Below are 23,620 nucleotides of genomic sequence, written 5' to 3' on the forward strand. Positions count from 1 at the left end.
TACACTCTAGAAGTAAAAATGTATGAATTTAAGTCTATTATTTAACATTTATTAATCATCATAATTTACCTAGTAGCCACTCTGCCATTTTATATCCTTCATAATAAGAATTTTATTATAGATTGTCCAGCAGAGCTTCTATCAAGCATAAGGCTGTTGAAAGTTTATAAAGTACATCGAGCCGACGCTATCCTGCTAGAACTACAGCATTTCTATATTAGAGATAACAAGAACTCCACGAGATAAACGGAGGAACAAAGAAACAAGGGTATGATTACGGTATTACTTGGGTAGAATTACAATAAGTTCTCTATAGGTTTGCCACTAGAAAAAACGTGGAATACGGAATGCTTGCAAGCATTCCGTATTCCACGTTTACACAAAATCTTGGTTAATCTTCCTAGAAATGAATCTGCAACCCCACTCCCAACACTTCTTTAAACTGAACCCGCGGTCCGGCGGTTCCGTCTTTCTGCGCGATCTTCACGTCATTATCATACAGCAAGTTGGTAGACAACGTGGTTGAAAACCATTTATTGATAGCCATATTCAACTGCACGTCCCAACGGACATCAATATTCTGCGGATCTTCCAAGTAATTGGAATACAATTCCAAACGGGAATAAATCGTCATGTTCTGCAAAAACTCGTAGTTTACTTCGGCCTTCAAATTGGCACCGAATTCTGACAGCAAATGTTTTCCCTTGTCCACGCCGAAAGCACCTTCATCCGACAGGCGTTTGTTTGCCACGATAGTTCCCCGCCACGAAGCAGGAGTAATGGTCGCCGTAAATATCTTATTCGGACTCCACGTGGCACCGACTCCAATCACTAAATACCCGGGCGCCAAGAATTTAGATATAAAATCAGAATCCTCGATGTTATAATCATAACCCTTGGCAAACTGCGTGTTAAAGTTCAACAAGGCACTCCAGTACCACGCTTTATACATCTGATAACCGTATGTAGAGGCGAAATAGATCTTATCGTTTGTCTTCCGGGCGCTTTTCCCGTCATTCTTGGTCAAACCGTATCCCAATTCCAAACGATTTTGCCATAATTGACGATCGCGTTTAAAATCGGCACTGTACGTTATCTGGCTATCAAATGCCATCGCGGACTCACCTCCGGCAGACCAACTACTCAAGCTAACCTGTGTCAATTTCAACCCGAAATATCCCGCTTTAGTCCAAGCCGTATCTCTTACCGGCTGCGCATCTAATTGCCCCCATCCCAACAAAAAGAAGGCAATGCATAAAAATCCTCTCATCATATTCTTTTTAAATAATTCGTGATATAATTCTACAAAGTAACTTTATCACATGAAACGTGAAACAATGAAAATTTGTTACACGTTAAGTTCATAAACTCAAACTTTAGCACAAAATTCGGATATCTTCACGATCAATTTAACCGCATTCTCCATGGACGACACGGGAATATACTCGTAACGCCCGTGAGAATTATGTGCCCCGTTAGACAAATTCGGGGTGGGCAATCCCATGAAAGACAATTTCGAGCCGTTAGTACCTCCCCGGATAGGCACAAACAAAGGTTTGATGCCTAACTCCACCATGGCTTGTTTGGCGATATCCACGATGTACCGTACAGGTTCAAGTCGTTCTTTCATGTTCGCGTACTGATCCTTCATATCCAACAATACCGGCAAATCGTATTTTCTGGTAAACTCCCGAACACCGTTCTCGATTACCCCTTTGCGCCACTCGAAAGTTTCTCTATCAAAATCACGAATCAATATCTCAAGTACTGTTTCTTCCACGGTTCCTTTTATGGAATAAATATGGAAAAAGCCTTCGTAACCGGAAGTATACTCGGGTGCCTCCTTTTTCGGCAGACTTGCCATGAACTCGTTGGCTACCTTGATAGAATTAACCATCTTGTTTTTAGCGTAACCGGGGTGGAAATTCCTTCCCTTGAACGTCAAGCGAGCCAAAGCCGCATTAAAATTCTCGTATTCCAATTCCCCGATCTCACCCCCATCCAAGGTATAAGCGAACTTAGCCCCGAATTTCTTCAAATCAAAATGGTCTACTCCTTCTCCAATCTCCTCGTCCGGGGTAAAGCAAACGGCAATTCTCCCGTGTTTGATTTCCGGATGCTGAATCAAATACTCCATTGCCGTCAAAATCTCGGCAATACCCGCTTTATCATCCGCACCCAAAAGGGTATTCCCGTCCGTCACGATCAAATCCGTCCCCACGTAATTCTTCAACTCGGGGAAATCATCCGACGACAAAGTAAACCCTTTTTCTTTATTTAAAAGAACATCTGTACCCCTGTAGTTCTCGATTATTTGTGGTTTCACGTGCTTACCCGTCATATCCGGACTGGTATCCATGTGGGCGATAAACCCGATAGATGAACACTCCTTGTCCGTGTTCCCGGGCACAAATCCCATCACATACCCGTAATCATCTACTGACACGTCCTGCATACCCATTGCTTGCATCTCCTCTGAAAGGAGATAAGCAAATTCCAATTGTCCCGGTGTGCTCGGAATCAACCCGGTTTCCCGATCCGATTCCGTGTGTATCTTCGCATACCTGAGAAAACGCTCAACTACTGGCAACATATATTAATTCTGTGATTATATGATTCTATGATTAAGTGATTTACAATTTTAACTGAAAAGCGCAGTTCGTGCGGCTGGAATCTAAAATCATAAATCACCCAATCACTAAATTAATAAGCTCTCGCTATCAACACCCTCCTGCGCGACGGCTTCCCTGTCACCATGCACTTGCCTTCTTCCTCGGGAGCATCAAACGGGATACAACGAATCGTGGCTTTCGTCTCGTTCTTGATCTTCTCCTCCGTTTCCGGGGTTCCGTCCCAATGACACAAGAAGAACCCGCCTTTCGTGTCAATCAACGTTTTGAACTCCTCGTAAGAATCCACTTTCGTGATCCAATTGTTACGCCGATCCAGTGCCAATTTGTATATATTCTCCTGAATCTCGTCCAATAACTTCTCGATGTGTAATTCAATACCTTCCAAGGGTAACGTTTCCTTGGTCAAAGTATCGCGACGTGCCACTTCAATCGTTCCGTTTTCCAGATCACGCTCTCCCATGGCCAAACGCACGGGAACACCTTTCAACTCGTAGTCAGCAAATTTCCAACCCGGTTTCTGCGTGTCCCGATCATCGAACTTAACCGTGATTCCGGCTTTCTTCAGTTTCTCGATTAAACCGCTAACCGTTTGACGGATTTTCTCCAATCCCTCCATGCTCTTGTAAATCGGAACTATCGCCACTTGAAGCGGAGCCAGTTTCGGCGGCAACACCAAACCGTTATCATCGGAATGAGCCATAATCAACGCTCCCATCAAACGGGTAGAAACTCCCCAAGATGTGGCCCACACGTACTCTTGTTTCCCCTCTTTCGTGGTAAATTGCACGTCAAAAGCCTTGGCAAAATTCTGTCCCAAGAAATGAGAAGTACCCGATTGCAGAGCCTTCCCGTCCTGCATCATGGCCTCGATCGTCAGTGTATCCAAAGCCCCGGCGAAACGCTCCGTTTCACTCTTGTGTCCCATGATAACGGGCATTGCCATCCATTTCTCGGCAAACTCGGCATACACGCGTACCATCTTATGAGCCTCCTCGACAGCTTCTTCTTTCGTGGCGTGAGCCGTGTGACCTTCTTGCCACAAGAACTCGGCAGTACGCAGGAACATACGCGTACGCATCTCCCAGCGCATCACGTTAGCCCATTGGTTACACAAGATCGGAAGATCCCTGTACGACTGAATCCAATTCTTGTAAGTATTCCAGATAATCGTCTCGGAAGTCGGACGAATAATATATTCTTCTTCCAACTTGGCAGCCGGGTCAACAACTACCCCGCCCCCGTTGGGATCATTTTTCAATCGATAATGAGTTACAACCGCACACTCCTTGGCAAATCCCTCCACGTGGTCAGCTTCCTTGGAAAAGAAAGATTTGGGAATCAACAACGGGAAATAAGCATTGCTATGCCCGGTGTCTTTAAACATCTGGTCCAACTGACGTTGAATCTTCTCCCATATGGCATAACCGTAAGGTTTTATCACCATACATCCTCTTACTGCTGAATTCTCTGCTAATCCGGCTTTCACGACCAGATCATTGTACCATTGTGAATAATTCTCTTCTCTTGAAGTTAAAAACTTAGCCATCTCATTATTTTTTGATAAAACAAGCGCAAATTTACAACAAAAACTAGGATTTCCGATTTTTATTTTCTATTTTTATCATGATAATAGGCATTTTGCTCGCATAAAAGGCAAAATGCAACCGACAGATTGACAAGTTTATGACTTGTTAGCATGAAAGTAGGAGAAATAAACATAGCGTGGTACGCAATTTGTTATATTATAGAATAAACCAAGACACTCAAAAATTGTCATACAAGAAAGAAATAAATTTACAGCCATGAAGATAGCGTTATACATTTCAGCATTAGCAGTCATTTTCGGTGCCTGCTCTTCCTCGCAAAATTTCACACGAGCGCAGGAAGACGATATCTACTATGTTCCCGGGCAGCGTTCTCTTTTCGCGCAGGAAATCAAGAAGAAAACGGGCGTGGACATCGTAGCGGACAAGAACTCATCTTCCAAAGAAAATACAGCAAACGATAAAGTCTATCCTAAAGAACAAGACAACAGCGTGAATCCTAAATCTCACGCCATAGGAATGGCACGTTACGCTACTGAAAAACAAGTACAGAAAGAAGAAGAAAGAACGGGACAACCCGTGACAAGAATTGAAGTTTCGGAAGGCGACGGGTATTGGCTCGGGGGCTTCAGAGGCTCCGATAACGACTTGGAAGAATGCGTGCGCATCATGAACCGTTACCCGGAAGGCTTTGCTTATTTCGGCAACGGGTATGAAATCGCCCAAAACCTGTCATTCAGCTCCGACTGGAACGTTTTCACGTTAAACGGTCGTTACTGGTGGTTCCCCAGCAACTCGAATATTTCATTATATAACGAAATGATCTTCGGTAATTACCCGAAATACATCTGGACTGTAGCATGGAACGATCCCCGTTTCGACAGTTTCGCGTGGAGCAACCGTGTAGCATTCGGTTGGGATCGTTGGGGATGGAGAGGTTCTTTCGGATGGGGTAACTCGTGGGGATGGGATCCTTATTGGAATAACTACGGGTATTATCACGGGTATTACGACCCTTGGGGTTGGAATTCATGGGGCCCAAATTACGGTTACTACCCGGGATGGGGTTATCCGCACTGGGGACATCGCCCGGGATGGGGACACCACGGACCGAACTGGGGACATCATCGTCCGGGTTGGGGTGGTGCAGTGGAAAGACCAACGGCTTCAACAACCCGTTACGCTCCTAAAAAACAGTACACGACAAATCGTAACGCCCGGTCATACAGCACGTACTCCCGCTCTTCGAGAAGTTCCGGCACAACCAGAAGCAGTAGCTTCGACCGCGGTAATTCAGGATCAACCTACAATCCGTCATACAGTTCCGGAAGTTATTCGAACGGAAGCACGAGTAGAGGGTCTTATGGCAGTAGTTCTACCTCCCGTTCAAGCAGCGGTGGAAGCGGGTCTGTCGATCGCTCCCACTCCGGTACCGGAAGTAGAAGATAATGTCTAACACAAAAAATTGGGATATGAAAACACTGTATATACTTTCAGTACTACTAACCTTTTCGTTATTTGCCTCGGCACAAAACGAAGAAGATGCACTTAAATTTTCTAGGATTCTCCCCTTCGGGTCAGCCCGAGTTACTGCCATGGGGGGTGCATTCGGTGCTTTGGGTGGAGATTTAACCACACTATCCATGAATCCCGGGGGAATCGGTGTATTTCGTAAATCTGAGTTCAGTTTTACCCCGATGATGGATTTCGCCCATGCAAAAACCAAAAACATTGATAGCGAGAAAAACATATTTCTTCTAAGCAATGCCGGAATAGTTCTATCATTCACACCAAACAGTAAAACGCTAAAGAATTTCAATATTGGTTTCAATTATTCAACCTTGAACAACTTCAATAGAAACAATTTTCAAGGGTACTACGATACGGACGGTAATTCTTCCTTGGCACTGGTTTGGAAAGAAGAAGCCAAAGGAAAATCCCCAAAGGAGTTGAATGACTTCACCACGGGATTGGCTTATGATGCCTATATGCTTTATCTCACTCCAAAAGCAATAGCAGACAAAGACTACAATTATGAAACCCCTATCGTGGCAACAGACAAATTGCAACATTACAAATACACGAGAGAACGAGGATATCAAGGGGAATACGCGATATCCCTTGGTGCTAACCTCAACGATAAATTCTATTTCGGGGCAACTTTAGGTATCCAATCCCTCCACTACAAATCATACACGGATTACACGGAAGAGGTGATTGGAGAGGATATCACGAACAAACTAGTAAAATTTACTTCATTCCAAGATTTTACAAGCAGTGGTACCGGATTCAACTTCAAGGCAGGATTCATTTTCCGCCCCATCCCGGCAATTCGTTTAGGAGCAGCTATTCATACGCCGACATATTATAATATTGATGCTTATGCCCAGAATAAAGTACTAGCTTTATTCACGGAGAAACCGGTTGAAGATGCCACAGACGTGGACGATGGAATCTATGGTAATTTCGTGCAGACAGATTACTCATACAAATTAAAAACACCTTGGCGAGTTATCGCAAGTGCAGCCTTTGTTTTGGGGCAAAGAATGATTCTCAGTGCCGATTACGAGTACGTGGATTACACAGCAGCAAAGTTCTCTAACAATGATGCAGGCAATGAATATTTCGAAACAAACGAGGCTATTAAAAATATCTACAAAGCCACCCATAATTTTAGAGCAGGTGCCGAGTTCAGACTCAACAGCGTTTTCTGCCTCCGTGGCGGATACGCTCTTTCGGCTTCTCCTTATAAAAAGGGTGAAATGAATGAAGATAATGACATTCAGATATATTCAGGCGGTTTAGGGGTAAATCTCGGTTCATTCTATGCCGATGCCTCTTACATGCACAAGAAGTCTGACATCAACGGGTTGTTCTATTACTATGAAGCACCTTCCGGTGTAATCGAATCCCCGGAATTCAACACGAAATTCAAAAACAACGAATTCAGACTTACATTAGGTTTCCGGTTCTAAATAAAGAGTTGTAATATAATAAAAATGCCGTCGCAAAAATTGTGACGGCATTTTTATTATATTGTCAGTTCCTAGAACTTCCATCCGGCAGATAACTGGAATACACGGTTTTGGTTATTACCGTAAGTTTTATCCTTTTCAACCACGTTAGTCAATCCCAAATTGTAACGAGCCGATAAAACCAATCCCATATCGAAATCATAGGATAATCCCATTCCGAAACTCAAATCTACCGTATTCAAATGTTTTATAGTGGATTTCGTTTCAGTTCCCCCATGCTTTGTTTTATGCTTTCCATTCAAGGCAAATCCCAATTGCGGACCAAGATCAACACTCAATCCTTCCCACACGTAGAACTTCGCCAAAACGGGAATATTCAAATAATTCACCCTCATCCAATATTTAGTACCTCCCTCTTTCCCTTTATCACCTTGCCGGGAATAGATCAACTCGGTTTGCAAACCAAATAAATCATTGAACTTGAATTCGGCAAAAGCTCCCACAAGGAAACTCAATTTACTTTTATTCGGGCCATCACTTATACCGGCCACGTTGAATCCGAATTTCGGACCGAAATAAAATTCCGTACCGGTTATACCTTCGACTTTGCTCTTGAACGCAGTCTGAGCATGAACACTTCCTAACGTGACCATAGCGATCACCACTAATAAAAACTTTTTCATTCCATCAAATTTTAGATTATTCAATTACAATAGCTCACAATGTATTAACACTACGTAACAACTCTATCAAAAAACAGACCAAAACAATACTTATTTTATTGTATTATTATAAGTCCCATCCTGTAAAGTCTTTACAGCCGCGTTTAACACTTTGTTCTGCTCATTGGAAATCTTGTACAACTCTGCCATTCCCCACAAATCCCGGGCAATCAAGGATTTCACGAATAATTTGATTTCCGGAATAACCGGAGTCAACAGTTTCTCGTCCTTTTTCACGCCCTGTTTCTCTCCTTTCTGCACAATCTCGTTCACCATGGCGTCGGTCACTTGAAAATCCTTCTTGAACATCTCGAACTTCGGGTATTTTTTCTTCAAAGCATCCCGGTTCTTATCCACGTAATTCAAAGTAAATTCACCGATAACACCCTTCGCCAACAAACGATTGAAATAACTGTAATTCACGTTCGTGTCAATCGGCACGAACACGTCGGGAATAATACCACCCCCGCCATAAACCAAACGATGCTCCTTCTTCGTGTAGTATTTCGTGGAATCCGTCAGCGCAATACTGTCGGCATTCAGCAACTCCCCGTTAGCGTAACGTTCATACAATTCTATCTGGTAATCTTTTCCCTTGTACGGTTTTTGGATACACCGTCCGGACGGTGTAAAATAATGGGATATCGTAAGACGAATAGCAGACTTATCTGCCAAAGGGTATTGACGTTGCACCAATCCTTTACCGAAAGAACGGCGTCCGACGATTAACCCGCGGTCCCAGTCCTGCACGGCACCTGCCAAAATTTCACTGGCAGAAGCGGAGTTGCCGTCAAGAAGCACGACAACCCGACCATCTTGGAATAATCCAGCGGGAGTAGAAAACTCTTCAGCCCTGCCATAAGCGGGACTATCCGTGTACACAATCATTTTTCGCCCGTCCAACAAGTGATCGGCAAGACCGATAGCCGCCCCCATGTAACCACCGCCATTACCTTGCAAATCTATAATCAAATCTTTCATCCCTTCTGCCTGCAATTGCTTCACGGCCTTTTCAAACTCCTCGACAGTCGTGGCAGCAAAACGGGCAATCTTGATATACCCGATATTCTTGTCAATCATGTATGCGGCATCGACACTGTAAATCGGAATCATGTCCCGCACGATATTGAAATCAATCCATTCATTCCCTCTCTTCACCTTAACTTTCACCACGGTTCCTTTCTCCCCTTTCAAACGCTTCCTCACGTCCATGTTACTGATACCGATTCCCGCTATATTCTCCCCGTCAACCTCCGTAATCCGATCACCGGCGAGCAACCCGACCTTTTCAGAAGGTCCTCCCGCGACCACGTCAACCACGGTTAAGGTATCATGAAGCACGTTAAACTGTATCCCTATACCGAAAAACCCTCCTTCCAAAGGTTCATTTGCCTCTTCCAATTCCTCCCGAGGTATATACACGGAATGGGGATCAAGGTCAGCCAACACTTTCACGATAGCATCCTCCGTAATCTTTTTCAAATTAACCGTATCCACGTAATATCCGGCTATCAATTGCATTAATTGTTGATACTTGATAGACTGTTCCCGCACGGCTTGCATATCCCGTTGCGCCGAAACACTTTGCCAACTCAAACAAGCGATTAACAGAGCAACCGCCGATAGTAAAACTCTTTTCATATAATATATATTTAGTATTCTCTCTTTTCTACGAGTAACATTTGCAAATGTAACACTCCGAAAGCATTAATTCTATTAACAGAGTCTTAAATTAATTATTTTTCCAACTCTATCAATTCCAAATTCTCAATCCGTTCCCCGTTGATTTCAAAGCGTGCGGCTGTTCTCACGGTATGAAAACCGAATTTTCCCGCCGCACCGGGGTTTATATGCAAACAATCCAATAATTGATCGTATTTCACTTTCGCGATATGCGAATGACCGCAAACAAATAATTTAGGTCGTTCCCGTCGTAAAACATCCGCCGCCTTCTTGTCATAATGACCGGGATATCCCCCGATATGAGTCATCATCACCTTCACCCCCTCGCATTGGAAAACCTCCGTCCCCGGAAACATTCTACGCAACAATTCCCCATCAATATTCCCGTACACGGCACGCAACTTAAACCGTTTCGCTAAAGCATCCGTCACCGCCACATCCCCGATATCCCCACAATGCCACACTTCATCACACGCTTTAAAAAACTCCACAATCTTCGGGTCTAACCACCCGTGGGTATCTGATAATAAACCGACTTTCATATTTTAGATTTATGATTTTAGATTTATGATTTATAACTTTAGATTTATGATTCCAACGGCACTTGCCAAGGCTTTTTTAATCGTAAATCGCAAATCATAAATCACAAATTAATTTAATTGTCAATTGTCACAACGCTCCCCCGTTCCGTCGTGTTCTCCACGAACACGCATACCGGTAATTCCTGCTGCATCTCTTCCACGTGAGAAATCAGACCGACAACCCGGTTCTCTTCCCGCAACGACTTGAGTGTTTCAAAAACGACACGCAAAGACTCTTTGTCAAGAGAACCGAACCCCTCGTCCAAGAAAAAGAAATTCTGGTCACTTCCCGTCAAATGCCGGATATTATCGATCAACGCCAACGCTAACGAAAGAGAAGCCTGGAATATCTGTCCCCCGGAAAGCGTGCGGGCGCTACGGGTTCGTCCCTCGTTCATGTAATCCCGAATCACGAAATCATTATCCTCGTCCAACTCCAACTTCAAACGCTGGCGAGTCATCCGGTAGAAACGCTCGTTCGCCGCGTTACACAAATTCTGCAAATAAATCGACGACACGAATTTCACGAAATCATTCCCGCGGAACAAACTTTTCAATACCTGCAAATTCCGAAGCCGAGCATCCAGAACATCCAACTCTTTCCCAATCTTCACCCGTGCAGCGGCACGGTTTTCCATATCTTTGACTTGATTTGCCAACGCGCCATGTTCCGCCAACACTTCCCTCTCCCGTAGCCGGTACTCTTCCAGTTGACGTGCCAATGCCTCGTGCTCCTCCGCCCGATACTCCACCCCGGCAAGCAACTTCTCCAATTCCAATTTCCTTACCTGCACGACGTGCAATTGTTGATTAAATTGATTTATCCTACTTCGGCTGGCAGGTAAATCCAGTTTCTTGTCCAGCGTTCCACGCACCGCCGCTATATCTTCATAAACACTCTCCCTTAACAACGCGTTCAATTTCTCTTCTCCACTCTTCTTTTCCTCTCGGAGCAACACGATTTCTTTCTCTTTTTCCTCCGCGCCGCCTTCCCATTTTCGATACTCGTTCTCCATAAGCTGCAATCGCTCGGTAGCCTCCCGGTAATCTTTTCCCAGTTTTTCAAAAACAGCGAGGCACTTCTCTTTCTCCCCCTTCAAACTCTCCAGACCGGTTTCCATGTACTCGGTCACGTCAAAGCCTTTCAACTGTTCCCGCAACAACTCCATCTGCGTTTCACGCTGCACCACTTCCCGGTCAATCTCCTCCAACCGTTTGCTATATTTCTCCAAATGACCTCTCTTCACGTCCATCTCCGACTCCGTCTGCTTCACCCCCGCCTCCAACCGTTTCCGCTCATCCCCTAAAGACGCCGCCCTATCAATCTCCTCCTTGAGATGTCGTGCGTCATCCGGGGCGAAACCCTCCCATACAAAACGGGACAAATGCTCCTGCAATTTATGTTGTATTTCTTCTTGCTTTATCTTCGCCTGTACCTGTCTGTTCAAATTCAAGCGCTTTCGTTCACCCGCGATGGCTAAAACGGAACTCCACCGGTTCAATTCCTCCCGCTCGCGCTCCAACGCCTTGATTCTCTCCGCGGTCAAACGCATCACGCCCTCCATCTCCTCCGCGTGCAAAGGTGCGGGATGTGACAACGCACCACACAACGGGCAAGGTTCCCCCTCGCTCAATTCTTTGGCAAAATCGACTAAACGCTGACGAGTATTCAGATGCATCAATTCATCCCGACAACCCTTTAATTCCCGCTCTATCTGTTGGCTCCTTTTTTCAGATACTTCCAACAACTCTTCTGACGTATCGCTTTCCGCGTCAGCGAAGAAGGAATATTTTTGCTTATGGGACAGAACAACTTCCTTATCTTTCAACAGCTCATTTTCAACCTGCTTCAACTCCTCCCGCACCCGTGTTTCTTCTTCCCGCAAATGATGATACTGGCTATACCACTCCCGAATGTCAGACAATAACTTCATATCCGGGATAGACTGCACCAATTTCTCCAGTCTATCTTTCCGCTCCGCCAATTGACGTTTCAAAACCTCGACTTCCTCTCGTGTGGTAGCCACCATAGCCTCCCCTTTGGCATGCCGTTCCCGTAAATCCTTCTGTTCCACCGTCAAACTTCGCAAGCGAATCACCCCTTCCAACCGCTCCGCCCGCACTTTCAACTGATCCCGCTCCTCGTATCTCAACTTCAATTCATTATATTGTTCTTTAAAACAAGTCAACTCCTGTTGTTTGCCAACCAACCGTTCCCGATACCCGGACAAAGCTTTTTCAGATTCCGCCAAACGGCGGGAACTATCTTCCCAGCGATTGATCGGTTGTTGAAAATATTGCAAACAATACTCGTACTTCTCGACCTGTTTCAATAATTCGGCGATACTCTCTTTTTGTCCCAACAAACCTTTTTCCTCCTCTTCCCGAACACCCCGTTCCTCCACCAGCTGTTTCACTTTTTTCAATTGATTTTCCCGTTCCGTCCCCTCTTGCAACGCCTTTTTCAATCGTTCCGCATCTTCCCGCAATCCCACCAATCGTTTCTTGCTCTCTGCCAATGCATCCTCGCTAACCTCTCCCAACCCGGTCAACTGTCCTTTCAGATCAATCATTTTCTTGTTGGTTTCCCCCTCCAGATAAGCCACCTTACCGCCCAAATCATAACGGCGCAACTCCCCGAAAAGCTCCATCATCATCTCCGTGCGCTCCTTATCCCGAAGCATAAGAAAATCTTGAAACTTACCTTGAGGAATAATCACAACCCGCTTGAAATTTTGCGCATTAAGCCCTATCGCCGCGATAACATCTTCCCGGGTACACGGCATCCATTCCCCGTCCTTCCACGCGTGATATAAAAATTTCGGAACAGAGATATCGGTAAACCTTTTCTTGTTCCGCTTACTCTCGACCGTGGCTCTAAAATCCCGTCCCTGTTCGCCCGCCTTGAATTCAAAATCCACGAACAAGCGATCGGACTGAAGATTCATCAAATTATACTTCACCTCGTTGTTCAACCGATCGATCACCCCGTAAATCACGTAAATCATCGCCTCCAAAATCGTCGATTTCCCACTTCCCACCGGACCGAAAATACCGAACAACTTAGCCTCCGTCAGCCGATTGAATTCTATCGTCTGCGCTTCTCTATACGAATATATACCTTCTAATGTCAATCTAACCGGAACCATAATATAATTGAAAATTAAGAATTGAAAATTGAAAATGAGAACTCTTGATTTCGATTTGATAGCTTTTTATAATTTTCCATTTTCAACTTTCAATTTTCAATTGATAAAGTTTCTTTAAACAACGCCATAATCTCGTCATTCGGCTCCTGCCCTTTACGACGACGAAAATACTCGGCAAAAAGAGCGTTCACGTCAGAACGCAAATCATGTATCGACGCCACCCGTTCATCGGAAACCGACGCTTCTTTCACCTCCGGAATCAAACACACGATACCGTCATGCGCCTCGTGTATCGACTTCGTTTCAGCGGCAGTCAGGTAAGTATCGGTCGCTACCGTCAATTCCACCCACGCCTCGGGATGCCCCGTCAACCAAGCCACAGCCTGCTCCACCCCCTCGAAACGCACCCGTGCCAACGGACGCCCGCTCGTCAAACGCCGCTTCTCGAAACGCACCTCTTGTCCCGGCTCCGCCTCCACGAGCGTGACATATTTATCCTGCCCCGCCTCGCTAAAACTATACCCAAGGGGACTACCACTGTACACCGCCGGACAAGGCGCCGTGTCCACCACTTGCCAGCGATGCAAATGCCCCAACGCCGCGTATTGTATCCCGTCGGGTATCAATGACGTGTACACCGCATCCGCCCCGCCGATATTAATCGGACGTTCATCCTCGGGTTCCTCCGGCATATCTCCCCCTTCCCGCACCACGTAAAGATGCGTCACCAACAAATTCACACCCGCGTTATCACAATACTTCGCGGCTAACGCCCCCCAATGCTCCCGAAGCACGGCACGCAATCCCTCCTCCTGCCCCTCGACTCCAAGAAACCGGCACAGGCGCAGACTATTGGCATAAGGCGTATGCATCACCCGCAAAGGATACTCGTGTCCCGGCAACCGGAATTCGGAAATCCCCTCCTCCGACCGCGACAACTCAATCCCCCCGTCCGTCACCGTGGAATTAAAATGCACCTTCGGGCTACCCACGAAAAAGATTCCATGCTGACGAGCCAACACGTCGGGAGAATCCACCCGGTCGGGCGAATCATGATTCCCCGCGATAGCCACCACCAACCGCTTGCCCCCGTTCGCCAAGCGATGCAACGTACGATACAACAATTCTATCGCCTCCACCGACGGGTTAAACGTATCGAACAAATCCCCGGCAACAACGACAACATCCACACGCTCCTCCTCCGCGATTCGCACGATTTCATCCATCACTTCCACCTGCTCCCTCGTCCTTTCCCGCTCGTTCAGGCGTTTTCCCAAATGCCAGTCCGAAGTATGCAATATTTTCATTTTACAAATCCTTTCAACATCCTAATCTCTTCCGGCCATAACGATTCATCCGGCGTTTCCAAAATCAAAGGAATCCCGTCAAACCGCCCGTCTTGCATAATCCATTTGAACGGCTCGATACCCAACGTCCCCTTGCCCAAACTATCGTGACGGTCGACACGGGAACCCAACTCTTTCTTGGCATCGTTCAAGTGCATCCCCCGCAAATATTTAAACCCGACCACGTTGTCGAAATGCTCGAACGTTTCCGTGAAACCGGAAGAAGTCGCCAAATCATACCCCGCCGCAAACGAATGGCAAGTATCAAGACAAACCCCGACACGGGTTTTATCCTCCACCTTATCGATAATATAGGCAATCTGCTCGAACTTGTAGCCCAAGTTAGAACCTTGCCCCGCCGTATTCTCAATCACGGCAGTAACCCCACGCGTCCGTTCCAATGCCATATTAATCGACTCCGCTATCAAAGTCAAGCAAGCCTCATCGCTAATCTCCTTCAACGTGCTTCCCGGGTGAAAATTCAACCTGTCCAAACCCAACTCCTCGCAACGCTTCATTTCATCGAAAAATGCCTCTCTGGACTTCTCCAACCCCGCGGCTTCCGGGTGCCCGAGATTAATCAGGTAACTGTCGTGCGGCAATATCTGTTTAGCCGTGTAACCATACTGCTCGCAACGCTCCCGAAACAGCCTTATACTATCTGCCGACAGGGGGGCAGCCTTCCACTGCCTTTGATTTTTCGTGAACAGGGCAAAAGCCGTTGCCCCAATCTCGTGCGCGTTAACCGGCGCATTTTCAACTCCTCCCGATGCACTCACGTGCGCTCCTATATACTTTTCCATAATTCCTTTTTTGTTTTCACAAATCTACGACTTTAAAAGACAAAAATTAAATTCCACGACAAAAAGTTCGTCCTTTCAAAAGCACCCCATCTCCTCCCGCAGCAAACGAATGAAAGCAGGTGCCCGTTTTGAATAGAATTTCAATTAAAATAAGGAATATAACATGTATAAAATACAAACATCATTTGTATTTACTTGGCACCATTTCCTATTCAATTCCTATTCAAATCCTATTCATTCCCTATTCCAAAAGGAAAAGAATTAAAATTTAATTGTTATTAGATAAAATTTAATAACAATGGGATACATTGTATCAACACCGACAATAACAAGAAGATTATCGAACACGCCAGAAACTTACCTCATCTCCCCACGCACCCCGGGTATAAATTTAAAATTTATTTCTATCTTTGCACCCGCTAAAATAAAATCTAAAATCATCAAGACAAATGGGTTTCAAGGAAGAGATTTTGAAAAGACGGACATTCGGTATCGTCAGCCACCCGGACGCGGGTAAAACCACATTAACGGAAAAATTATTGTTATTCGGGGGCGCTATCCATATAGCGGGTGCCGTGAAATCGAACAAAATCAAGAAAACGGCAACTTCCGACTTCATGGAAATAGAACGCCAGAGAGGTATCTCCGTTGCCACGTCCGTTATGGGTTTTGAATACAAAGACGTTAAAATCAATATTCTTGACACCCCGGGCCACCAAGATTTCGCCGAAGATACATTCCGGGTACTGACGGCTTGCGACAGCGTGATTATCGTGATTGACTCCGCCAAAGGTGTCGAGAGCCAAACCCGCAAGCTCATGCAAGTATGCCGGATGCGCAAAACCCCGGTCATCGTGTTCATCAACAAACTCGACCGCCCGGGACAGGACCCGTTCGACCTTTTGGATGAAATAGAAAAAGAACTTCAAATTCAAGTAACCCCTCTCAGTTGGCCTATCGGCAACGGCGACGTGTTCAAAGGTATATACAATATACACAAAGAAAACCTGTGCCTTTACTCCGCCAGCGTGCAGACCATACAAGACGGGATTGAAATCAATGACATTAATTCCGACGAACTGGATAGCCATATCGGCGAAAGAGCAGCCACCAAACTGCGTGAAGATTTGGAACTCGTGCGTGAAGTGTACCCCGCCGCGGAGAGGGAAGCCTACCTGCAGGGGCAACTGGCACCCGTGTTTTTCGGCTCTGCCTTGAACAATTTCGGTATCCGCGAAATGCTGGATTGTTTTATCGAAATAGCGCCTACTCCCCTCCCTCGTGAAACGGAAGAACGCATCGTGTCGCCGGAAGAAGAGAAATTTACCGGTTTCGTCTTCAAAATCCACGCCAACATGGACCCGAACCACCGGGACCGTATCGCCTTCGTGAAAGTATGTTCCGGCACGTTCAAACGCAACACGAACTACCTCCACGTGGGACTGGGTAAAAACCTTAAATTCTCTACGCCCACGGCATTCATGGCTTCCAAGAAATCCATTATCGACGAGGCTTACCCCGGTGACATCGTCGGGTTGCATGACACGGGAAACTTCAAAATCGGTGATACCCTCACGGAAGGGGAGAAACTACACTTCAAGGGAATACCCAGCTTCTCGCCGGAATTATTCAAGTATATCGAGAACGCCGACCCCATGAAATCGAAACAACTGGCAAAGGGTATCGACCAGCTCATGGATGAAGGTGTAGCCCAGCTTTTCACCAACCAGTTCAACAACCGGAAAATCATCGGAACGGTGGGCGCCCTCCAGTTCGAAGTCATCGAATACCGTTTGCTTCACGAGTATAGCGCGGCGTGTCGCTGGGAACCTATCAACCTCTACAAGGCTTGCTGGATTGAAGCACTGGACAACAAAGAACTGGAAGATTTCAAACTTCATAAAGCACAGTATCTAGCGAAAGACAAATGGGGACGGGATGTGTTTCTCGCCGAATCGCAATACATGCTCCAAATGGCACAAAGCAATTATAAAAAGTTAATATTCCACTTTACCTCGGAATTTTAAAACAAGAAAAAGATGATTGTTTTGATTTGTGTTATTGCCATTTTTTTAGTTCTCGCCATTTTACTGTTACGCGGTAAAGGAGCGTTCCTTATCGCCGGGTATAACACAATGACAAAAGAAGAAAAGGAAAAGTATGATTCCAAAGCACTTTGTAAAAGTACAGGAAAACTCATACTTTCCCTTGTTCTTTGTATATCACTTATGCTTGCCTCCGAAATCTTTTCGCTATCTTTTTTACGCATCATCGGGGGCCTCGGAATACCCGTGTGTATAATTTTTTACCTTATTCACGCTCGAAACGGGGAAAAGTACCGTAAATCAAACTAAAAATTTAAAATTATATAGACCATCTCATTGTCCCCGAAGAGGGGATTAATACCTCTCATTTTTATACAAAACTTAAAAGGGGGAAATATTATTAAATCATCGTTTATTAATGCGCAAATATATCAACATTTTTCGAAAACACAACTATGTAGATAGCTTTTCGTTAATTTTAATATACAATTAATTGCGAAAATGACATCACTCGTGACAAATTTTCGATTTACAGTATCATTAAACGATCGTTTAATGATACTATATCGACATGAGAAACGTAAAGAGAAACAAAACTTGGCAACATTCCGGATACCGCATGATTTACGGGAAGACACGAACACGCCAATACCAGAAATGCGCCTTACAGATGGCTTATTACTCACTTGCGCTTTTCGCGTTATTGTTAGTCCAAACGCCCTCTTTCGCCTACAATACCCACACGCGAGACAGTTTGGCACAAGATACGGTCATATTCCACTTCTCCCCGGGCGAAAAACTATTCCGCAAAAACTATAAAAGAAATAAAACAGCCATCGAACTCCTCGGTCTGTCTATCCGCAAGCATCGTCAAGAGATTGAAAATGGGGACATCAAAGTGCGGGTGCTCAGTTTTTGCGACTCGTTCGGCTCACCTGATATCAACCTACAAAAGACTAGGAATCAAAGCAATCAAGTAAAAAGTTATTTTATCATCCACGAGAGAATAAAGGAGCATCATTTCCAAACCACGAACACTCCCAACCGGTGGCATAACGTGGCGGACTTGGTTACCGTCAGTTACTTGTTTCGGGTGAAACAAAATGAAGTGGTAGCACTATCTATTCCCCCGAAAGAGGAATCTATCGCGAAAAAAGAATCTACCGATACGATTATACCGGAACCAACCTCACAGGTTGAAGTCAAAGACGTTCCCCAACCGGATACGACAACTCTCCTCGTGCCGAAACCCGCGAAGGTAGCCTCGCTCGAACGGCACCCATGTTACCAATGGGCAATAAAGACGAACGTTGTCTACTTGGCAGCCACGGTCGCCAACATCGGCACAGAGATGGCTTTCAACAAACATTACTCAATGGATCTCTCTTTTATTTACAGCCCCTACGCCGTTGCACGGAATTACAGTTTGCGTTTTCTCGCCATTCAACCGGAATTCCGTTACTGGCCGAACTCGCCGATGAAAGGGCATTTCTTCGGTATCCACCTCAACATAGGGGCGTTTAACATTTCTGTAGACAGAGAGAACCGCTACCAATCGCCCGATGGTTTCTACGGGGCGGGAATCAGTTACGGCTATGCACTCCCCTTCACCCGTCGCTGGGCAGCCGAGTTCACGATTGGCGCAGGTTACATTCACACGAAATACGATACATTCTATAATATCCCGAACGGCGCCCGCTACAAGAAAGACACGCCATACAACTACTGGGGATTGACGAAAGTCGGCATCAACATGGTTTATAAATTCGGTAAATAAAGGAGGTATGAACATGAAGAAACTAGCTATCTATATCGTTTGCCTACTCGTTCTCGCCATGACAGGGTGCGACAAGACTATTCTGGAGTCCCCGAAAGACGGGGGTGTTGACCCCACGCTGGTGAACGTAGACCTGACGTTTGAAACCGACCCGAGCATAGAACCCTACACGTCGTCGCGTTCCGAAACCGCAAATGCCGGCGAACACGACACACGCTGGATCATCGAGGTATTCCGTGACGAGATCGACGGCACTCCCGCTGTGCATCGCGTACTCTGTTGCAACCCGGCGGTCGACGGAAAACATACCATCAGCACCTCGTTGCCGTTGCACGCCGCAAAATATTACATCGTGACATGGATGGATTACGTGCAGGACGGAACGTTAAAAGACAAATACTATATCGTTAACTCGCTCGCATCCATCAGCATCCCCGAAACCAAGGCATATACCGGTAACAACGACTACAAAGACACGTACGTCGCTCGCCAAGAACTAGACTTGACGGGGTACCGCAAACAATGGAACGCGACAGTGAAACAGACCGTCACGCTCCAACGCCCGATGGCAAAGATCGAGTTTATCACCACCGATCTCGACAAGTTTCTCGACAAACTTTCCGAACGACTGTCGAAAACCGGAACCACGGCGGACAACAAACTCTCCCGAACGCCCGATCTTTCCACGATTCGGGTAGAAGTGGAATACACCTGCTACTTCCCGTGCGGTTTTAACGCCTATACCAACAAACCAAACGACGCCCGGTTAGGAGTGGCGTTCAGCAGCAATATAATCCGGCTCTCGGAGAAAGAAGGACACCTTGCCAGTGACTATATCTTCGTGAACGGCACGGAATCGGCGGTAACGGTCAAACTAACCATCCGCGACAGCGAAGGCGTCGTGCTCAACGAAATAGGCGGAATCAACGTACCCATCACACGCGGCAAACTGACAACAATACGCGACAAGTTCCTGACACGCAGCTACTCCCCCGGTATCGGCATCGATCCCGACTTCGACGGCGAAATAGACATTGTTATACCAGACTAAAAAAGATACACTAATGAGGTTGATAAACAACAAAATTTGAAGAATATATATATAAACCGTTGAGTTACCATCTTCCATGAATTTCCATGGGATAGTAATTCACTAAAAACTCAATACATTATGAAAAAATTATTCTTAATCATTGCAAGCCTTGCATTTACACTTGTAGCTTGCCAGAAAGAAAAGATCGAAGGACTTGATGCCGCGAACTCGCAAACGATCAGCGTGACCATCCCGCAAGCGGGTACCATGAGCCGTGCAGCCGGTGACGGAACACAAATAAACCGCTGTATCTTGGAAATTTACCGGAACGGGGAATTGTACGGGGAACGGAAGATTGCAACCGTATCCCAAAACCAAGCCACTTTCTCCGATTTACGCTTGGTGACCTCGCAAACCTACGACTTCGTGTTCTGGGCAGATGTCGCGGGGGAGAGTAATGCGGATAAGCACTACACCACGGCAAATGGCCTTACAGCTATCAAGGCAAAAGAGTACGCCGGGAACAATGACGAATTCGACGCATTCTTTGCCAAAAAAACGCTCAAAGTGACCGAGGCTTTCGCGGAAGAAGTTACACTCACCCGTCCTTTCGGGCAATTGAACGTGAAAACAAATGACTTGAACGCAATCCAAACCGAAAGTTTGAAGCCGACCCATGTAAGCGTAACTTTCTATGCCGTACCCACCAAATTCAATGCGCTGACGGGAATGGCGAGCGAAGAAGATAGATTAGCGTACACCACGGCTGTACCCGAAAACGGAAACGGTCTGTTGACCATCGACTACATTTGGGCAACACCGGAGGAGGGAAGCACTTTGGCAGACTTCTCTATGACATTTACCAACAATGGTGACGCAATCACCACCAACGACGCATTCCACAACATCCCCATCCGCCGCAACTACAAGACCAACGTGTCCGGTAACCTGCTGACGAAGAAGGGAAGCATGAGCGTGACCATCAACCCGGAATTTAATACCCCCGATTTCGAGAGTACGATTGTCGAGGTGGATAAAATGAGCGATGTGACACAAGCCCTCAAGGATGGCGCCACCAACATCGTGGTAAAACAAGCACCCACCGTAGAAGCAGCCACAATCAATATCCCGAAGATATACAAGGAGACAGCAAACACAACTTTACAAATCTCTATTCCAGAGACGGAACAGGCGATAACGATTGCGTATAACAATGAAACAGGAACACAAGGACAAAAAGCTCCCGCCGCCGTAACACTCGCCATGCCATCCGCCCAAAAGGTGACCATCAACCTTCCCGAATCGACCGTAACCTTAAGCGGAAGTTACGAGGAAATAGACGCCACCACGGCTGATAACACGCTGGTTATCCCGGCAGGAGTCTCGGTAAATAAATTGAACGTGAAAAAAGGGAACGTCGAGATTCACGGCACGGTAAACGAAATCACTTTCGAGAATGGTGCCGGCATAGTATCGACATACGCCGTAGGTGATGTAGCCACCCTGAAGAAAGCCGTTGCCCTAATCGACACGAAAAAATGTGCACGCATCGTGCTGACAGCCGATTTGGATATGCAAGGCAACGCATCCAACCCGTGGGTACCGATTGACACAGAAGGCAAAGCCTTCAAAGAATTGGATGGAGCGGGGTACACCATCAGTAACCTTTACGTGGACAATTACACTGGACACGAGGATGGCGTTGGGTACTACTACGGCGGACTGTTCTACGTGCTCCGAGGTACGGTAAAGAACCTGACCATCGACAAAGCTACCGTAACTTGCCATCGCGGAGGTGCCTTAGTCGGACGCATGGACCACGGTACGATAGAAAACTGCCACATTAAGAACGCTACTATCACCAGTTACCAAAAGATAGCCGGCTTGGTCGGATTCATCTGCAACTCCGATAAAGACATCACCATACGCAACTGCTCGGTAAACGGTTGCGCCCTAAAAACCACAGCCCCGGCAGAAGGACTTTACCAAGCAGGCGGTTTGATAGGTTACATCCAGTCACACGAACGCAACGTGACGGTTGAAGGCTGCTCGGTAAGCAACATCTCGTTCGACAAAGTGTACGAATGTGCAGAGGATGTAAACGACCGTGTCTATGAGATGGAACAATGCTATTCCCATGCCTTTATCGGCACGATAGCCAACTGTTCATCCCAACCGGAGGCTTACAGTAAGTACACAATCGAATTGAAGAACAATACCGTGGCACAACAAGCCGATAATATTCCCACCTGCGACCGCACTGATAACTACATCGGTTGGTGGGCTGGTAACTACAATATCGGCAGTCGTCGTCCTTATGCCCCGAAAGTGATTGTCAACGGCGTTGCCAAAGACCGGTACATCGAAGTGAACCGCTTGGTTGAACAAATCGAAGCGGGCGGCGAAGTGACCATCCGGCGCCATTACGACCTGTCGTCTATTGCAAGAGCTATTAATATTACAAAACCGACAACCATCACGCTCCACCAGAGCAATTCCGATTATGCGGTAGAATCAAGCCACGAGGATGTTTGTTTCATCAACATCAGCGAACTGACTATCAAAGGCAACGACAAGAGTGCCATCAACTTCAAAAAACGCGTGGTGGAAAACAAAGGAACCTTAACTGTCGAAGGCGGTCATTACACGACGAACACCATCGGCTCGGGCACCCTGTTCTGGAACAATGATGCCAAGGCTGTGATGACCGTAAAGAACGTGCAGGCTGTTGCCTCGAACTTTGCCATTGCCGGTGGCGGAGAGATTCATATCGAAGGCGGATACATCCGCTCCACATCCACGAACTTGAATGGACCAAACACGTGGGCATATTGCGTGCGTGCTCAAGATGGCGGTAAAATGACTATCAAGGACGCCACTATCGAGGGCGTACAGGGAGCCATTGCCTGTAACGGAGGCTCACATATTCTACTCACGAAGGTGAAAGCATTAGCAAAGAAGACACCTAATCAATCCCAAAATGATGCATTCTATGCACTTTACGCGGCATGGAACGGCATCATCGAGGTTGAAAGCGGCGAGTTCTACTCCGACCGCACGCCTTGCTGCCTCGCTTCGGATGAAGACCAACCCGGTACACCTATCGGAGGTTTTATTTTGAAAGGAGGAAAATACAGCTCAAAACCCTATACAAACAAACCTTCCAATATGGAATGGAGTCCTGCCGAAGGGTACAAATATAATGAAACCGGCGACGTGACTTATCCTTGGGAAATTATCGCAGAATAACCACTCCACCCGGGTACAGAATTAAATTCCGGAGTTTAAATATTTAATAAATCGAAAGGGGAAGGTGTAAAGAACCTTCC

At 46.2% G+C, this 23,620-nt stretch carries 16 protein-coding genes; 7 read left to right on the forward strand and 9 right to left on the reverse strand.

The genetic code is table 11. From position 1 onward, the window contains the following. Nucleotides 1-400 precede the first annotated feature (400 nt). The 3 genes from CS948_RS16125 to proS form a co-directional block, all read right to left on the reverse strand. Complete coding sequence (locus CS948_RS16125; RefSeq protein ID WP_099292706.1) at nucleotides 401-1,273, reverse strand: DUF3078 domain-containing protein; 873 nt, start codon at nucleotides 1,271-1,273, stop codon at nucleotides 401-403. 96 nt (nucleotides 1,274-1,369) lie between these two features. After that, nucleotides 1,370-2,593 (reverse strand): peptidase T, encoded by a 1,224-nt coding sequence (gene pepT / locus CS948_RS16130; RefSeq protein ID WP_099292708.1) that lies wholly within the window; start codon nucleotides 2,591-2,593, stop codon nucleotides 1,370-1,372. 110 nt (nucleotides 2,594-2,703) lie between these two features. After that, nucleotides 2,704-4,179 carry a proline--tRNA ligase gene (proS, locus tag CS948_RS16135; protein ID WP_099292710.1) on the reverse strand — a complete coding sequence of 492 codons (1,476 nt, stop codon included), beginning with the start codon at nucleotides 4,177-4,179 and terminating at the stop codon, nucleotides 2,704-2,706. A 256-nt stretch (nucleotides 4,180-4,435) separates the two neighbouring features. On the opposite strand from proS, the gene CS948_RS16140 reads away from it, so the two are divergent. Beyond that, complete coding sequence (locus tag CS948_RS16140) at nucleotides 4,436-5,626, forward strand: hypothetical protein (RefSeq protein ID WP_099292712.1); 1,191 nt, start codon at nucleotides 4,436-4,438, stop codon at nucleotides 5,624-5,626. Between the two features lie 23 nt (nucleotides 5,627-5,649). Further along, on the forward strand, nucleotides 5,650-7,152 hold the full coding sequence (locus tag CS948_RS16145; RefSeq protein ID WP_176555085.1) for an OmpP1/FadL family transporter: 1,503 nt from the start codon (nucleotides 5,650-5,652) through the stop codon (nucleotides 7,150-7,152). Nucleotides 7,153-7,223: 71 nt separating this feature from the next. On the opposite strand, the gene CS948_RS16150 is transcribed toward CS948_RS16145, so the two are convergent. The 6 genes from CS948_RS16150 to nfo form a co-directional block, all read right to left on the reverse strand. After that, the gene (locus CS948_RS16150; protein WP_099292716.1) at nucleotides 7,224-7,835 is read right to left on the reverse strand and encodes a porin family protein; all 612 of its coding nucleotides are present in this window, start codon (nucleotides 7,833-7,835) and stop codon (nucleotides 7,224-7,226) included. Between the two features lie 90 nt (nucleotides 7,836-7,925). Further along, on the reverse strand, nucleotides 7,926-9,515 hold the full coding sequence (locus CS948_RS16155; RefSeq protein WP_099292718.1) for a S41 family peptidase: 1,590 nt from the start codon (nucleotides 9,513-9,515) through the stop codon (nucleotides 7,926-7,928). A 95-nt stretch (nucleotides 9,516-9,610) separates the two neighbouring features. Continuing rightward, on the reverse strand, nucleotides 9,611-10,099 hold the full coding sequence (locus CS948_RS16160; RefSeq protein ID WP_099292720.1) for a metallophosphoesterase: 489 nt from the start codon (nucleotides 10,097-10,099) through the stop codon (nucleotides 9,611-9,613). Between the two features lie 113 nt (nucleotides 10,100-10,212). Continuing rightward, entirely contained in the window at nucleotides 10,213-13,287 is a 3,075-nt protein-coding gene (locus CS948_RS16165; protein WP_099292722.1) for an SbcC/MukB-like Walker B domain-containing protein, read from the reverse strand. Nucleotides 13,288-13,376: 89 nt separating this feature from the next. After that, a complete protein-coding gene (locus CS948_RS16170) occupies nucleotides 13,377-14,594 on the reverse strand; it encodes an exonuclease SbcCD subunit D (RefSeq protein ID WP_099292724.1) in 1,218 nt (405 codons plus the stop codon). Next, nucleotides 14,591-15,436: a deoxyribonuclease IV gene (gene nfo / locus CS948_RS16175; protein WP_099292726.1), complete on the reverse strand. Its 846-nt coding sequence runs from the start codon at nucleotides 15,434-15,436 to the stop codon at nucleotides 14,591-14,593. The genes CS948_RS16170 and nfo overlap by 4 nt, the downstream gene beginning before the upstream one ends. A 449-nt stretch (nucleotides 15,437-15,885) precedes the next feature. On the opposite strand from nfo, the gene CS948_RS16180 reads away from it, so the two are divergent. From CS948_RS16180 to CS948_RS16200, 5 genes are all read left to right on the forward strand, one after another. Continuing rightward, nucleotides 15,886-17,463 (forward strand): peptide chain release factor 3, encoded by a 1,578-nt coding sequence (locus tag CS948_RS16180; protein WP_099292728.1) that lies wholly within the window; start codon nucleotides 15,886-15,888, stop codon nucleotides 17,461-17,463. A 12-nt stretch (nucleotides 17,464-17,475) separates the two neighbouring features. Further along, complete coding sequence (locus CS948_RS21985) at nucleotides 17,476-17,790, forward strand: DUF3784 domain-containing protein (protein WP_099292730.1); 315 nt, start codon at nucleotides 17,476-17,478, stop codon at nucleotides 17,788-17,790. A gap of 262 nt (nucleotides 17,791-18,052) precedes the next feature. After that, entirely contained in the window at nucleotides 18,053-19,258 is a 1,206-nt protein-coding gene (locus CS948_RS16190) for a DUF3575 domain-containing protein (RefSeq protein WP_255302045.1), read from the forward strand. 7 nt (nucleotides 19,259-19,265) lie between these two features. Beyond that, nucleotides 19,266-20,309 (forward strand): DUF6562 domain-containing protein, encoded by a 1,044-nt coding sequence (locus CS948_RS16195; RefSeq protein WP_099292732.1) that lies wholly within the window; start codon nucleotides 19,266-19,268, stop codon nucleotides 20,307-20,309. A gap of 120 nt (nucleotides 20,310-20,429) precedes the next feature. After that, nucleotides 20,430-23,540, forward strand: coding sequence for a DUF6562 domain-containing protein (locus tag CS948_RS16200; protein ID WP_099292734.1), 3,111 nt, complete (start codon nucleotides 20,430-20,432; stop codon nucleotides 23,538-23,540). Nucleotides 23,541-23,620: the final 80 nt, after the last annotated feature.

The sequence above is a fragment of the Butyricimonas sp. Marseille-P3923 genome (genome assembly GCF_900184685.1).
GTDB classification, from domain to species: Bacteria; Bacteroidota; Bacteroidia; order Bacteroidales; family Marinifilaceae; genus Butyricimonas; species Butyricimonas muris.